Raw genomic sequence first — 12,643 nt, 5'->3', positions numbered from 1 at the left:
GGTGCGGGGGCGATGGTCGGCGTCCGCCGGTGGGCACGGACGGCTGCCGGAGGACGACCCACCGTCGCCTAGGCTCGCGGCGTGAGCACGCTGGCCGAGATGCTGCGCGACACGACGACCCTCGAGGCGTCGGAGTCGGAGTGGCTGCACCTGCTCGTCGGCGACTGGCAGCTCGTCGCCGACCTGTCCTTCGCCGACCTCGTCCTGTGGGTCCGGGGCGGTCTCGACGGCTGGCGAGCGGTCGCCCACGTCCGGCCGAACACCGGGCCGATGGTCTTCTACGACGACATCGTCGGACGCTCCTCGAGCCGGTCACGGGCCGCGATGCTCGACCAGGCCGCGCGCACCCAACAGATGTTCGCCAAGCCCGAGCCGACACAGCGCGAGGACATCTCGATCCGTGAGGACGCGGTGCCGGTCTGCCGCGACGGCCGCGTCATCGCCGTCGTGACCCGCCACCAGAACCTCACCGGCGCCCGGACCCCGAGCCGGCTCGAGCTGACCTACCGCGACCTCGCCGACTCCCTCATGCGGATGGTGTCGACCGGCGACTTCCCGTCGGCCTCGGCGCCCACGGGGATGCGCCGTGGGGCCCCGCGGGTCGGCGACGGCGTCATCCACCTCGACGTCGACGGCCTCGTGCGCTACGCCAGCCCGAACGCCGTGTCGGCAATCCACCGGATGGGGCACGTCGGCAACGTCATCGGCGAGGTCCTCGCCCAGGTCGTCGCCGACCAGATCTCGCGCGCCGGGATGGCCGTCGACGAGGCCCTCGCGGTCGTCGCCACCGGCCGGGCCGCCTGGCGCACGGAGGTCGAGACGTCCAGTGCGACGGTGACGATGCGCGCCATCCCGATCATCATCGACCGGGTGCGCAGCGGGGCCCTGCTGCTCCTGCGGGACGTCTCCGAGCTGCGCCGCCGCGAGCAGGAGCTCCTCACCAAGGACGCGACGATCCGCGAGATCCACCACCGGGTGAAGAACAACCTCCAGACCGTCGCGGCACTGCTGCGTCTCCAGGCCCGGCGGGTGCCCGACGGCGACGCTCGCGGCGCCCTCGAGGAGGCCGTGCGCCGGGTCGGGACGATCGCCCTCGTCCACGAGACGCTGAGCCAGGGGTTCGACGAGACGGTGAACTTCGACGAGATCGCCGTGCGGGGGCTGCGGGCCGTCGTCGAGGTCGCGACCCGCGAGCAGCAGGTGGAGTCGTCGTTCACCGGGCGGTTCGGGCGGATGCGCGCCGAGGACGCCACCGCGCTGGCGATGATCATCAGCGAGCTCGTCCAGAACGCCGTCGAGCACGGGCTCGCCGACCGGGGCGGCCACGTCGACGTCAAGGTCGACCGGGTGACGCTGGAGTCGGGGGAGGACCAGCTGACCGTCGTCATCGCCGACGACGGTGCCGGGCTGCCGGCGGGCTTCCGGCCGGTGCTGGCGGGACTCGGCACCCGGATCGTCACCTCACTGGCCGCCGACCTGCGCGGTCGGATCCGGTGGGAGGGCAACGAGCCGCACGGCACCCGCGTCGTCTTCGTCTGCAAGCTGCGCCCCCTCGGCCGCTGACCCGCCTTGATGGCCCGTCTGCGCACCGCGCCCCTCGGGGCTGCTGACCCGCCTCGACGGCGGGGCTGCACACTGCGCCCGCTCGGGCGCAGCCTGCACGCGGAGGGTCGAAGGCGCCCCGGACATGACTCGGCGCCCGGGGTGAGCCGGGCGCCGGGGCGTTCGTCGTGCGGGGTCGGTGCTGGTGGGTCGGCCTCAGCCGGCGCGGCGGGCGCGGGCGTTGCGACGCTTGAGCGCGCGGCGCTCGTCCTCGCTCATCCCGCCCCACACGCCGGCGTCCTGGCCGGACTCGATGGCCCACTTGAGGCAGGTGTCGACGACCTCGCACCGACGGCAGACAACCTTGGCCTCCTCGATCTGAGCGATCGCCGGGCCGGTGTTCCCAATCGGGAAGAACAGCTCGGGATCCTCGTCGAGGCAGGCAGCGCGGTCGCGCCAGTCCATAGAAGGTGCTCCTTGTCGCGGGGGTCTTGCGGTCGGGGTGAGCGCCTGCAGAGGGGGTGGGTGCAGGCGCCGCTGGATGCGTCACTGCAGCCGGAACGGACGTCTCAAGCACAGACGTCCGTTGCTCAACCCTACCGGGGGCATCCCAATCCGTGAAGAAGGGGTCGAACGTGCTCTGCGACCGCGCACGGCGGCGGTGACCGCCACGCTCGCACAACGGCCCTGATACCCCGTTCTGTTCCCGTCAACCGCAAGGCCCCGCTGACCTGCACGGATGTCGCTGGACTGTCACCCGCGCGTTACCCGGTGGAGCCCTCGGGCCGCGCTGATGATCGGCTGAGGACGGACCCGCGTGAGACGCGCCACGCCGTCGGCGGGTCGCCGACGCAGCAGGGTCCACGGACGGCCGGAGGACGTCGGTCCGACCCGCCCCGCGACCGACAGCCCGCGCCGCGTCGATACGCTGGCGCCCGTGCCCGAGGAGATCTCACGCGGCCCCCGCCGCGTCGCCGCCGCCCTGACCGGGCTGCAGGCCCTCGCGCTGCTCGGGTTCGCCGCCTTCTACCTCTACGAGCTGGCCGTCGGCGAGGGGAGCGACCCCGTCCGCGTCATCATGTCGGCGCTGCTCATCGCGGTCTTCGGGGTCGGGCTCGCGGTCGTGGCCAGGGCCTGGCTGGGCGACGCCGCCTGGCCGAAGACGCCGACCATCGTGTGGAGCGCGCTGCTCTTCCCCGTGGGCGGCGGGATGATCCAGGGGGGTCTGAGGCTCCTCGGCTGGGGTCTCATCGCGATGGCGCTGGTCACCGCCCTCGTCGCGCTCGCCTCCGAGGGCGTCGACACCCTCGCCCCCGAGGACGCCGACGAGTCCTGACCCCGTCGGCCGGTAGACCTGCAGCTCGACCGGCGTCGGCTCGACCCCGAGCAGCCACCCGCGGCCCGGCAGCGACGGCAGGTCGGGGAGCCTGCTCAGGCCCAGCGCCTCTCCATCGGCCGGCCTCGGCGACAGCAGGAAAGCCGCCCCCTGACGTGCGACCTCGACGTCGATCCCGCGGAAGCGCGTGCTCAGGCTCGCCGTCGTGCTCGCGACCACGAGGAGCCCACCGTCGCGGTCGAGGAGCCCTCGGGCCTCGCGCAGGACGGGGAGGAGCGCGGCGTCATCGAGGCGGTCGGCGTCGTCGACGACGATCGCGAGGGCGGGAAGTCGGCTCCTCGCGTCGACGACGGTGGTCACGTCCTCGGGAGGCACGACGGCCAGGCGAGGCCGGCGGACCGGCGGGACCGTGCGGGTGACGAGCAGGACGTGGTGACCACCGTCGAGCAACGCCATCGTGACGGTGCTCAGCGTCGTGCTCCGTCCCGACCGCGCCGGTCCCGCGACGAGGAGGGTCCGTCCGTGGACCTCGGGGGTCCAGCATCCCGGCGTCGGCTCGGTCGCCGTGGCCCTGAGCCCCAGCTCCACGGACCGGGATGCGCGCACCGGGTCGGGGGCGGCTCGGCGCCCCGGCCTCGGGACGACCTCGGGAAGGGGTCGGTGCCGCCAGGGGAGGGGGTCCGAGGACCCCGACAGCCCGTCGCGGTGCAGGGCGCCGACGGCGGTGGTCGTCTCGGCGTCCGCGGCGGCGATCTGCACCTCGCGGCGGTCCGCCACTCGCACGCCACGGCCTGGTGGTGGGTTCGAGGGCAGGTCCGCCGACCGCAGGCCGGCGAGCGCGGCCTCGAGCGGGTCGACCCGCCCGAGCAGCAGCACCGACTGCCCCAGACCGGACCACCGCGGCTGGAGCAGGCCGCGTCCACCGGTGACGACGCCTCGGACTCCCACCGCGCCTCCGTCGCGGAGCACCGTGAGGAGCCTCTCGAGCGTCGGGTCGAGCCAGCCCGAGGCAGAGGCGTCGGCGAGCTGGTCCCAGCCGTCGATGACGACGAGCGTCTCGGGGAGGTGCCCTCTCGGCGGTGACCCCGCATGCGTTCCCGCGCCCCCGGGATCGCCTCCGGACCCACGGCGCGCCTGCACCAGGAGGTCGAGGTGGTCGACGAGGGCCGAGAGCGCTCGTCGGTCGCCGGGACCGACGACCGTCCCGACGTGCAAAAGCGACGCGAGGTCGGGCAGGGCGTTCATGGGGTCGACGACGTGGACGTGCACCTCGGCGGGGGGTCGTGCCGCGACCGTTGCCAGGACGAGGGCCCGCGCGGCCGTCGAGCGGCCCGACCGCGGGGGACCGGACACGAGCCACGTGCCGCTCTCCGCGCCCACCGTCACGATGGAGACACGCTGGTGGTCGGGCTCGTCGACGAGACCCGCGACGACCTCCGGGCCGGCGCAGCCCGTCCTCAGGGGTGCGACGTGGGCGGGGAGCGGCGTCAGCCATGGCCGACGGACCCCTTGCTGCCCGGCGACCCGGGCCGCCTCGGCGATGACCTGCACGACCTCGGCGACGATGCCGTCGGCCGGCCCGGTGCCCGACGCCTCCTCCCCGTAGAGCCGGTCCTCGTAGGACGGAGGTTTCACGACGGCGCCCGGCTCTGCCGGAACGGCGGTGAGGAAGGGAGACGGATCCGGTCGGCGGCGGCCGAGGACGGCTGCCTGGAAGGGCACCAGGACCCCGTCGCCGCCCCGAGCCAGCGCGCGACCCGGCGTCACGGGGCTGATGTCAGCGGCCGCCGGGTCCTCGATGACGTCGACGGAGTCGGTCCGGTCCCGCACGCGGAAGGCGATCCGCAGGTTGATGTTCGCCCGCACCTCGGGGCTCAGGGCTCCCGCCGGCCGTTGGCTAGCCAAGACGAGGTGGACACCGAGCGACCGACCCAGGGCGGCCAGCCGCACCAGGCCCTCGAGGAAATGGGGGACCTCGTCGACGAGGGCCTTGAGCTCGTCGACCACGACGACGAGCCGCGGCAGGGGTTCCGGCCGACCGGAGGCAGTCCGGTACGACGCGAGGTCCTGGGCGTGCACCTGCGCGAACAGCCGCTCCCGGCGGCGGAGCTCGGCCCGCAGGGACGCGAGCGCGCGGTCGACGAGGTGCTCGTCGAGGTCGGTCAGGACGCCGGCGACGTGGGGGAGGGCCGCGCACGGTCCGAAGGCCGCTCCGCCCTTGAAGTCGACGAGGACGAGGGCGAGGTCGTCCGGTGGCGAGGCCAGGGCCAGCGACACGACCAGCGACCGCAGGAACTCGGACTTCCCGGAGCCCGTCGTGCCGCCGACGAGGACGTGGGGGCCGTCGGCCACGAGGTCGACGACGTACGGCCCCCCTGCGCGCACCCCGACGGTCGCCCGAGGCACGCCGTCGGCGGCGGCCCATCGCCGGGCCACTGTCGTCGGGTCCGGGGTCCCGGCACCGCCGAGCTCCTCGAGGGTGACGCGCGGAGGGAGCCCCGCGTGGTCCTCCCTCCGTTCCTCCACGAGTGGGGCGAGCGCCCGGGAGACGCGGTCGGTCCACCACGAGCCGACGTGGTCGGTGACGAGGGCGGTGCTCCCGACCTCCGTGACCAACGTGGGTTCCTCCGAGAGCCGCAGGACCGTGGCCGTCGACGTCGCTGGTGGGCGCCCTTCTGTCCCGACGAGCAGGGTCCAGCCCGCGGCCTTCGCCGCAGCGACATCGGCGGCGGCGGCGCCGACGGTGGTCGGGACGACGAGGACGCGGGCGGGGCCGCCCCGCCCTGCCGTCCTGCCGCTTCGCGACGCGGGCTCCTGGGCGGCCACGCCCTCTGGTGGCGCGACCACACCATCCGGTGGGGCGACGGCGTGCGGGGTCCTGGCCACCCAGTCCCACGCGGGGGCTGCCGGGCTCACGGCCACCTCGAGGACGGACGGGGGACACCGGACGAGCAGCTGGCCGACGACCCCCGCGAGCAGGGAGTCGACGAGCCGGGGAGGCCCGGAGACCGTGAGGCCACCTGCCCGACCGAGGTCGAGGACCACCGGTGCGTGGCGTGCCGGTGGTCGCATCACCGTGGTGCCTTCCCTCCACCCGACACGGGTCGCGACGTCGCCGTGGCCCACCCGGACGCGAAGGTCGCGCCGCGCCCACAGCCCGGGTAGGCGCCGTTCGGCGAGGCGGAGCACGGTGTGGGGGTCGGGGTGGGTCCGGTCGAGTCGAGCGGTCTCGTCGACCAGGAGCCGACCGACGTCGTCCCGGGCCGCCCGCAGCGCCTCGGTGTGGGCGTGCGCCGCCCGCCGGTGCGATCGTCCCGACCCCAGCCGGTCACCGAGGGCCGTGCCCAGCATGATGACCGGCCCGAGGAGCGCGAAGGCGAGCAGGTGTGGTCCCAGGAACGCCGCGAGCACCAAGGCCACGGGAACCGGGAGCAGGGCGGCGAACCACGGGACACGTGCGGGCACCCGTTCCGGCGGCGGGGCAGGAGCGTCGACGACCGTGTCGTCGCACGGCGGCTCGGTCGACGGGTCGGTGCGCACGAGGAGGCGTCCGTCGCCGCACTCGCGCAGGCTCAGTCCGGCGCCGGGGAACCTGCGCACCCGCAGGGTGGAGGCACCGAGGACCGCGGTGGCCGACGCGTCGACCACGGTCGGGCCGCGGACCCGGAGTCCGTCGACGACGACGCCGTTGGTCGAGGCCTCGTCGTGGATGACGACGCCGGAGGAGTCGACGTGGACCGCCGCGTGGACGCGGCTGAGCGCGTCGTCCGCCAGGGACAGGCCACCGGGGACGGACCGACCGACGCGAGTGCCCGGCGGGGTCAGCACCGCGGACCGGCCGGCGTCCGGCCCGCCCACGACCGCGAGCTCGAGCACCGAGGACCCGCCGGGGCCGTCGCCCGTCGGTACCTCGCGCCGTGGGGACTCCCCCTCCAGCGCCGTGACCGCCGCACCGTGCACGAGCGGCGGTCGCCCCACGGTCGCCGAGCCCGGGACGCGGTGGCCGCGGGCCGACAGCGACGTGATCGGCGCGCCGAGGGCGGGGCGCAGGGCGCGGACGAGCGCGGCGACGTCGTGGTCGCCGGACCAGCGCACGACGACATCGACCGGATCGGGTCGGCGACGCGGCAGGTGCACGGTGAGGGTCAGCTCCATGCCTGCACACCGTAGGAACCGCGACCGACGGTGGTCGCAAGTTATCCACAGGCGTGCTCGCTCGACTCGCGCGGGGGCGGATCCTCCGATTTGCTGGCACCACACATCGACGAGGGCTAGGGGGCCCGGCCGGTGGGGGAGGAGGGACATGGACGCCGTTCGCACGCTCGAGGGAGAGGTGCGCGAGCTCATCAGGCGCTCCGGACTCGACCCTGCCCGCGACGAGGTCGCCGTGCGACGGCTCGTCCGTGATGCCGTCACCGACTACGACGAGCGGTCGATGCACGGCGGACTCCCCGTGCTCAGCGACCCTGAGGCCGCGTCGAAAGCGGTGTGGGACACCGTTGCCGGGTACGGGCCGCTGCAGCAGTACCTCGAAGACCCCACGGTCGAGGAGGTCTGGGTGAACGAGCCCAGCCGGGTGTTCGTCGCGCGCAACGGCGTGGCCGAGCTGACGACGACCCTGCTCACCCACGACGAGGTGCGCGACCTCGTCGAGCGGATGCTCAAGTCGTCCGGGCGACGCGTCGACCTCAGCTCGCCGTTCGTCGACGCCGTGCTGCCGGACGGCAGTCGGCTGCACGTCGTCATCCCCGACATCACGCGCGAGCACTGGTTCGTCAACATCCGCAAGTTCGTCGTCAAGGCCGACTCGATGGACGACCTGGTGCGCCTGGGCACGATCACCCGGCAGGCAGGGCGGTTCCTCGAGGCCGCGGTGGCGGCCGGGTTGAACGTCCTCGTCGCCGGTGGGACGCAGGCAGGAAAGACGACGCTGCTCAATTGCCTGGCGGCCGCCGTCCCCGCGAGGGAGCGCATCGTCACGTGCGAGGAGGTCTTCGAGCTGCGCATCCCGCACCGGGACGTCGCGTCGATGCAGTGCCGCCAGCCGTCGCTGGAGGGCACGGGGGAGGTCCCCCTGCGGCGGCTCGTCAAGGAGGCGCTGCGCATGCGGCCCAGCCGCATCGTCGTGGGCGAGGTCCGTCAGGCCGAGAGCCTCGACCTCCTCATCGCCTTGAACTCGGGGCTGCCGGGGATGTGCACCATCCACGCGAACAGCGCGCGCGAGGCCATCACCAAGATGTGCACCCTCCCGCTCCTCGCGGGCGAGAACGTGTCGGCGCGGTTCGTCGTCCCGACGGTGGCCGCGTCCGTCGACCTCGTCGTCCACGCCGCCCTCGAGCGCGACGGGCGGAGGGTCGTCAGGGAGGTGGCTGCCGTCCCCGGCCGCGTCGAGGGCGACGTCGTCGAGATCGCCGACCTCTTCGTCCACCGCGACGGCGAGCTGCGCCGCGCCGACGGGTACCCACCGCACGAGGAGCGCTTCGCCCGCGCGGGATTCGACCTGTCGGCACTCCTGGCCCACGGTCCGGCGTCATGACCGGCCCGGCCCTCGGGCTGCTCCTCGGTGTGGGCCTCTTCCTCGTGTGGTGGAGCTGCTGGGTCCCCGAACCCGGCCGTGTCATGACGGCCGCGCGCGTGGGTCCGACCGACCGGCTGCGCGACGAGCTCGTCCAGGCGGGGTTCACCGGGGTGTCGGTGCGCACCCTCCTCAGCGCCTGCGTCATCGCGTTCCTCGCCGTGCTCACCCTCGTGCTGGCGACGGTCCGCGTGGCGCCCATCGCGGTGTGCTTCGCCCTCATGGCGGCCGCTCTGCCGGTGGCGCTGGTGCGACGACGGGCCCGGCGGCGCCGCGCTCGGCTGCGTGACCTCTGGCCCGACGCCGTCGACAACATCACCTCCGGGGTGCGGGCGGGGATGGCCCTCCCCGAGGCCCTCGCGCAGCTCGGGACGCGTGGCCCCGAGGAGCTGCGGGAGCCCTTCGTCGCCTTCGCCGACGACTACCGACTCACGGGCCGCTTCCACGACTCGCTCGACCGCCTCAAGGAGCGGCTCAGCGACCCGGTGGGCGACCGCCTCGTCGAGAGCCTGCGGATCGCCCGCGAGGTCGGCGGCACCGACCTCGGGCACCTGTTGCGGACCCTCTCGGGCTTCCTCCGGGAGGACGCCCGGACCCGGGCCGAGCTCGAGACCCGGCAGTCGTGGACCGTCAACGCGGCGCGCCTCGCGGTCGCCGCGCCGTGGGTCGTCCTCGCGATGCTCTCGACGAACCCCGAGTCGGTGCGGGCCTACTCGACCGGCTTGGGCGTGCTGGTCCTGGGTGCCGGGGCGCTGGTCACCGCGGTCGCCTACGCGGCCATGGTCCGCATCGGACGGCTCCCCGAGGACGAGCGGGTGCTGCGATGACGTCCCTCGCGCTCCAGGGGGCCGTCCTCGGGTTCGTCCTGGGGCTGGGACTGTCCCTCGTCTGGGCCGGCCTCCCCCGACACCGCCGGCAGGGCCTGGCGGGCCGGGTGCTGCCGTACCTGCGCGACACGCCTCGCCCGTCCCGGCTGCTCGATGACGACCGGCCGCTCGGAGGGCTGCTGGGACTGGTCGCCGGGCCGGTGCTGCGCGACCTCGGTCGGGGGGTGGAGCGGGTCTTGGGTGGGGCCGACACGGTGCGACGGCGGCAGCTGCGCGCCGGCCTGGCCGCCGACGTCGACCGCTTCCGCGCCGAGCAGGTCCTCTGGGGCGTCCTCGGCTCGGTCGTGGGTGGTGTGGTCGGCACGGCGTCGGTGGTGTGGCGAGACGCCGGGCCGGTGGCGGTCGTCCTCATGACCGCGGTCGGGGCGGGCATCGGCATCACGGGGGCCGACTACCTCCTCACGCGCAAGGCCACCCGCCGGGAGGCCCGCATGCTCATGGAGTTCCCCACGGTCGCCGAGCTGCTGGCGCTCGCGGTCGGCGCCGGCGAGGGGGCGGTCGGGGCCCTCGACCGGGTGTGTCGGCTGTCGCGAGGTGCGCTCGCCGACGAGCTGCGCCGCTGCCTCGCCGACGCCCGGGCCGGGGCCAACCTGCCGACCGCGCTCTCGGGTCTCGCCGACCGTACGGGCCTGCCGAGCCTCCGCCGCTTCGTCGACGGCGTCGTCATCGCCGTGCAGCGCGGGACGCCCCTGGCGACGTGCTGCGAGCCCAGGCCCAGGACGTCCGCGAGGAGGGGAGGCGCGCCCTCATGGAGGCCGGCGGGCGCAAGGAGATCGCGATGATGATTCCGGTCGTGTTCCTCATCCTCCCCGTGACGATCCTGTTCGCGGTCTTCCCCGGCTTCACCTTCTTCAGGTTCACGCTCTGACCCCCTTGGAAAGGACCGACCGATGACGACACGCCTCCTTGCCCGCAGCCTCACCCGAGCGCTGGCCGGTCTCGCCACGACCGGGCAGCGCCGGCGAGAACGCGGTGACGTGCCCGGCTGGGTGCTCATCACCCTGATGACCGCGGGCATCGTGTCGGTGCTGTGGGTCGTCGCCCAGGACCAGCTCGTCGCGCTGTTCCGCGAGGCCCTCGCCTCGGTGCGCAACTGAGGACCGGGCCGTGCCACGGCGCGACGAGCGAGGGGCCGCGATCGCCGACTTCGCGATGGTGTCGGTCCTCGTCCTCGTGCTGTTCCTCATGGTGTTCCAGCTCGGGCTCGCCCTGCACACCCGCAACACGCTGATCTCCTGCGCGTCCGAGGGCGCCCGTCTGGGCGCGCGGGCGGATGCGGCTCCGGGACAGGGGATCACGCGGACGCAGACGCTGATCACCGAGTCGCTGTCCCCGCGGTACGCCCGCCGCGTGACGACGCGCGAGGCGCTCGTCGAGGGCGTGCGGGTCGTCGAGGTCAGGGTCGTCGCCCCGATCCCCGTCATCGGCCTCCTCGGTCCGGACGACCGGCTCGACGTCGTGGGCCGAGCCTTCCTGGAGGCGCAGTGACGGGGTGGTGGCGCCCTGGATGCGGGCGAGGGTCCCGCCGAGGAACGGCCGGGCGGGCTGCCCGCCGCGGACCGGCCCGGCGCGACGAGTCTGGGAGCGCGGTCGTCGAGTTCGTCGTCCTCGCCGTGCTCATGCTCGTCCCGCTCGTCTACCTCGTGATGACGATGGCGCGCCTCCAGGCGGGGTCGTTCGCGGTGAGCCAGGCAGCGCGCGAGGCAGGACGCGCCTTCGTCACCGCCGAGTCCGAGGAGGTCGCGGGACCGCGCGCGCGGGCCGCCGCCCACGTCGCCTTCCTCGACCAGTCGTTCGAGGGTCAGGGACGGCTGCGACTGGCCTGCGACGGCTCACCGTGCCTGCGGCCGGAGGGGCGGGTCGAGACGACGGCGACCGTTCGCGTCCCGCTGCCCCTGGTGCCCACCTTCGTGCGCGACGTCGTCCCCCTGTCGATCCCCGTCTCGGCCAGCCACCTCTCGACGGTCGACCGGTTCCGGGGCGATCCGTGAGGGCCGGGCCGCAGCGCCCCGGGCGGCGTGACGAGCGGGGATCGGTGAGCGTGCTGATCCTGGGCCTGACGGTCATCGCCGCCGTGCTCGTCGCCGGGACCGTCGCCGTCACCTCGGCGCACCTGTCGCGGATGCGCTTGCTCGACGTCGCCGACGGCGCTGCCCTCCACGCGGCGAACGCGCTCGACGACGCGGCCTACCGTGACGGCATCGGGAGGGCGGTACCGCTGAGCACCGCGTCGGTGCGCGAACGGGCTGCCCAGTACGTCGGGGGCAGGCCCCGGCCCGGGAGCATCGACCAGTGGCGGCTCGGCCCGCGGACGGGAACCCCCGACGGCGTCACGGCCGTCGTGGCCCTCACCGGGGAGGCCGAGCTTCCGCTGGTCGGCGGGGTCCTGCGCTCGCTGGGGGCCGACATCACGATCTCCGTGGTGTCCGAGGCCAGGGCCGACCTCGTCATCCCCTGACGACTCCACCACGCGGGCCCGGACCGACCCGGGGCGTCGAGGTGGCGCGACGCCCGGGCACGGCCGGGCCCGCGTGGTGGCTGACGCCTCGCGGGCGGGTCAGCGGGCCTCGATGTCCTCGGGCATGTGCAGGGCCTGGCCGACGGGTGCCGTCCGGTAGGTCGCCATCGAGCCGGACATCGCCGCGAAGACGGCATCGTTCCCCGCGGCGGTGTTGGCGTACCGGGTGGTGGCCACCCCGAGGGCCTCGCCCTGCCAGGCCGCGTCGTCGGCGCCGAGGAAGCGCACCTCCCAGCCGTACTGCTCCTTCTGGGTGCCGAGCATCGAGCGGACCCGCTCGATCGTGTACTCGTGCGAGGAGTTCTCGTGCCCGTCGGTGACGACGACGAGCAGCACCCGACCCGGTCGCTCGTCCTCGGGGAGGGCGGCGAGGTCGGCGCCGGTGCGCACGACCTCCAGGCCCACGGCGTCGAGCAGCGCGGTCATCCCGCGGGGCTCGAGGTCGTAGGTGAACGGCGCGCTGCTCATCCGCTGGACGGACTCGACCTCGTTGTCGAACTGGCTCAGCGTGACGGTGAGGCGGCCGGGGAGCGCGAACTGCTCGGCGACGAGGGCGTTGATGCCGCCCTGGGCCTCGCCCCGGACGCTGCTCATGCTGCCGGAGCGGTCGACCACGAGGGTCAGGTGGGTGTAGTCGGCGTTGGTCACGCGGTCCTCCAGGTGTTCGTCGGCAGGGCCTGACGCCGCGATCGCCGCGTCCGAGGGCCCCACCGAGGAACAGTGTCTCGCTCGGCACCGACAGGGCACCCGGGCCCGACCTCGGCGGGAGCTCGGCGCCACCGGTG

At 74.4% G+C, this 12,643-nt stretch carries 10 protein-coding genes and 1 pseudogene; 8 read left to right on the top strand and 3 right to left on the bottom strand.

Annotated features, from left to right (window positions below):
- Positions 1-81 precede the first annotated feature (81 nt).
- Positions 82-1,563, top strand: coding sequence for a sensor histidine kinase (locus ACFWN3_RS04480; protein WP_377643829.1), 1,482 nt, complete (start codon positions 82-84; stop codon positions 1,561-1,563).
- A gap of 195 nt (positions 1,564-1,758) precedes the next feature.
- Here the strand turns inward: ACFWN3_RS04480 and ACFWN3_RS04475 are convergent, their stop codons facing one another.
- Positions 1,759-2,007, bottom strand: coding sequence for a WhiB family transcriptional regulator (locus ACFWN3_RS04475; protein WP_159903993.1), 249 nt, complete (start codon positions 2,005-2,007; stop codon positions 1,759-1,761).
- A gap of 487 nt (positions 2,008-2,494) precedes the next feature.
- On the bottom strand, positions 2,495-7,033 hold the full coding sequence (locus tag ACFWN3_RS04470) for an FtsK/SpoIIIE domain-containing protein (protein ID WP_377643826.1): 4,539 nt from the start codon (positions 7,031-7,033) through the stop codon (positions 2,495-2,497).
- 148 nt (positions 7,034-7,181) lie between these two features.
- On the opposite strand from ACFWN3_RS04470, the gene ACFWN3_RS04465 reads away from it, so the two are divergent.
- From ACFWN3_RS04465 to ACFWN3_RS04435, 7 genes and pseudogenes are all read left to right on the top strand, one after another.
- The gene (locus ACFWN3_RS04465) at positions 7,182-8,414 is read left to right on the top strand and encodes a CpaF family protein (RefSeq protein WP_377643824.1); all 1,233 of its coding nucleotides are present in this window, start codon (positions 7,182-7,184) and stop codon (positions 8,412-8,414) included.
- Positions 8,411-9,280 carry a type II secretion system F family protein gene (locus tag ACFWN3_RS04460; protein ID WP_377643822.1) on the top strand — a complete coding sequence of 290 codons (870 nt, stop codon included), beginning with the start codon at positions 8,411-8,413 and terminating at the stop codon, positions 9,278-9,280. The genes ACFWN3_RS04465 and ACFWN3_RS04460 overlap by 4 nt, the downstream gene beginning before the upstream one ends.
- Positions 9,277-10,208 (top strand): annotated as a pseudogene (locus ACFWN3_RS04455) (type II secretion system F family protein). The gene ACFWN3_RS04460 and the pseudogene ACFWN3_RS04455 overlap by 4 nt, the downstream one beginning before the upstream one ends.
- 22 nt (positions 10,209-10,230) lie before the next feature.
- Positions 10,231-10,437: a hypothetical protein gene (locus tag ACFWN3_RS04450; protein WP_377643820.1), complete on the top strand. Its 207-nt coding sequence runs from the start codon at positions 10,231-10,233 to the stop codon at positions 10,435-10,437.
- A gap of 10 nt (positions 10,438-10,447) precedes the next feature.
- Complete coding sequence (locus ACFWN3_RS04445) at positions 10,448-10,828, top strand: TadE/TadG family type IV pilus assembly protein (RefSeq protein WP_377643818.1); 381 nt, start codon at positions 10,448-10,450, stop codon at positions 10,826-10,828.
- Positions 10,829-10,959: 131 nt separating this feature from the next.
- On the top strand, positions 10,960-11,331 hold the full coding sequence (locus tag ACFWN3_RS04440) for a pilus assembly protein (RefSeq protein WP_377645529.1): 372 nt from the start codon (positions 10,960-10,962) through the stop codon (positions 11,329-11,331).
- Between the two features lie 44 nt (positions 11,332-11,375).
- Positions 11,376-11,798: a hypothetical protein gene (locus ACFWN3_RS04435; RefSeq protein WP_377643816.1), complete on the top strand. Its 423-nt coding sequence runs from the start codon at positions 11,376-11,378 to the stop codon at positions 11,796-11,798.
- 99 nt (positions 11,799-11,897) lie between these two features.
- On the opposite strand, the gene ACFWN3_RS04430 is transcribed toward ACFWN3_RS04435, so the two are convergent.
- Positions 11,898-12,506 (bottom strand): VWA domain-containing protein, encoded by a 609-nt coding sequence (locus ACFWN3_RS04430; RefSeq protein WP_377643814.1) that lies wholly within the window; start codon positions 12,504-12,506, stop codon positions 11,898-11,900.
- Positions 12,507-12,643: the final 137 nt, after the last annotated feature.

Source organism: Oryzobacter terrae, from assembly GCF_042756445.1.
In the GTDB taxonomy this organism is placed as follows: domain Bacteria; phylum Actinomycetota; class Actinomycetes; order Actinomycetales; family Dermatophilaceae; genus Oryzobacter; species Oryzobacter terrae.
The sequence above is the reverse complement of the archived record's forward strand: the minus strand, read 5'-3'. Positions and strand labels throughout refer to the sequence as shown.